Source organism: Thermoflexus hugenholtzii JAD2 (assembly GCF_900187885.1).
GTDB classification, from domain to species: domain Bacteria; phylum Chloroflexota; class Anaerolineae; order Thermoflexales; family Thermoflexaceae; genus Thermoflexus; species Thermoflexus hugenholtzii.
In genome coordinates this window covers 1-252 of sequence record NZ_FYEK01000049.1, presented here as the reverse complement: position 1 = coordinate 252, position 252 = coordinate 1, and the positions used below count along the sequence as shown (strand labels likewise).

1 protein-coding gene is annotated in these 252 nt (G+C 66.3%); it reads left to right on the top strand.

Translation table 11 applies throughout. The annotated features are described in order from the left end of the window. Positions 1-252, top strand: a 252-nt coding sequence (locus tag CFB18_RS11570; RefSeq protein WP_143597597.1) for a Uma2 family endonuclease, incomplete at its 5' end; no start/stop codon positions are given.

Here is a 252-nt window from a genome sequence, read left to right as displayed (position 1 = left end):
GAGGACGTCCTCCTGGTGGTGGAGGTGGCCGAAACCTCCGCCGACTATGACCGCTCCGTCAAAATCCCCCTCTACGCCCGCCACGGCATCCCCGAAGCCTGGCTGGTGGACCTGCTGGAAGAACGCATCGAGATCTACCGCCACCCCACCCCCCAGGGCTACCAGGACCTCCACATCGCCCACCGGGGTGAAACCGTGCGCCCCACCACCCTGCCCGACCTGGAGCTCAGCGTGGATGACATCCTGGGATAG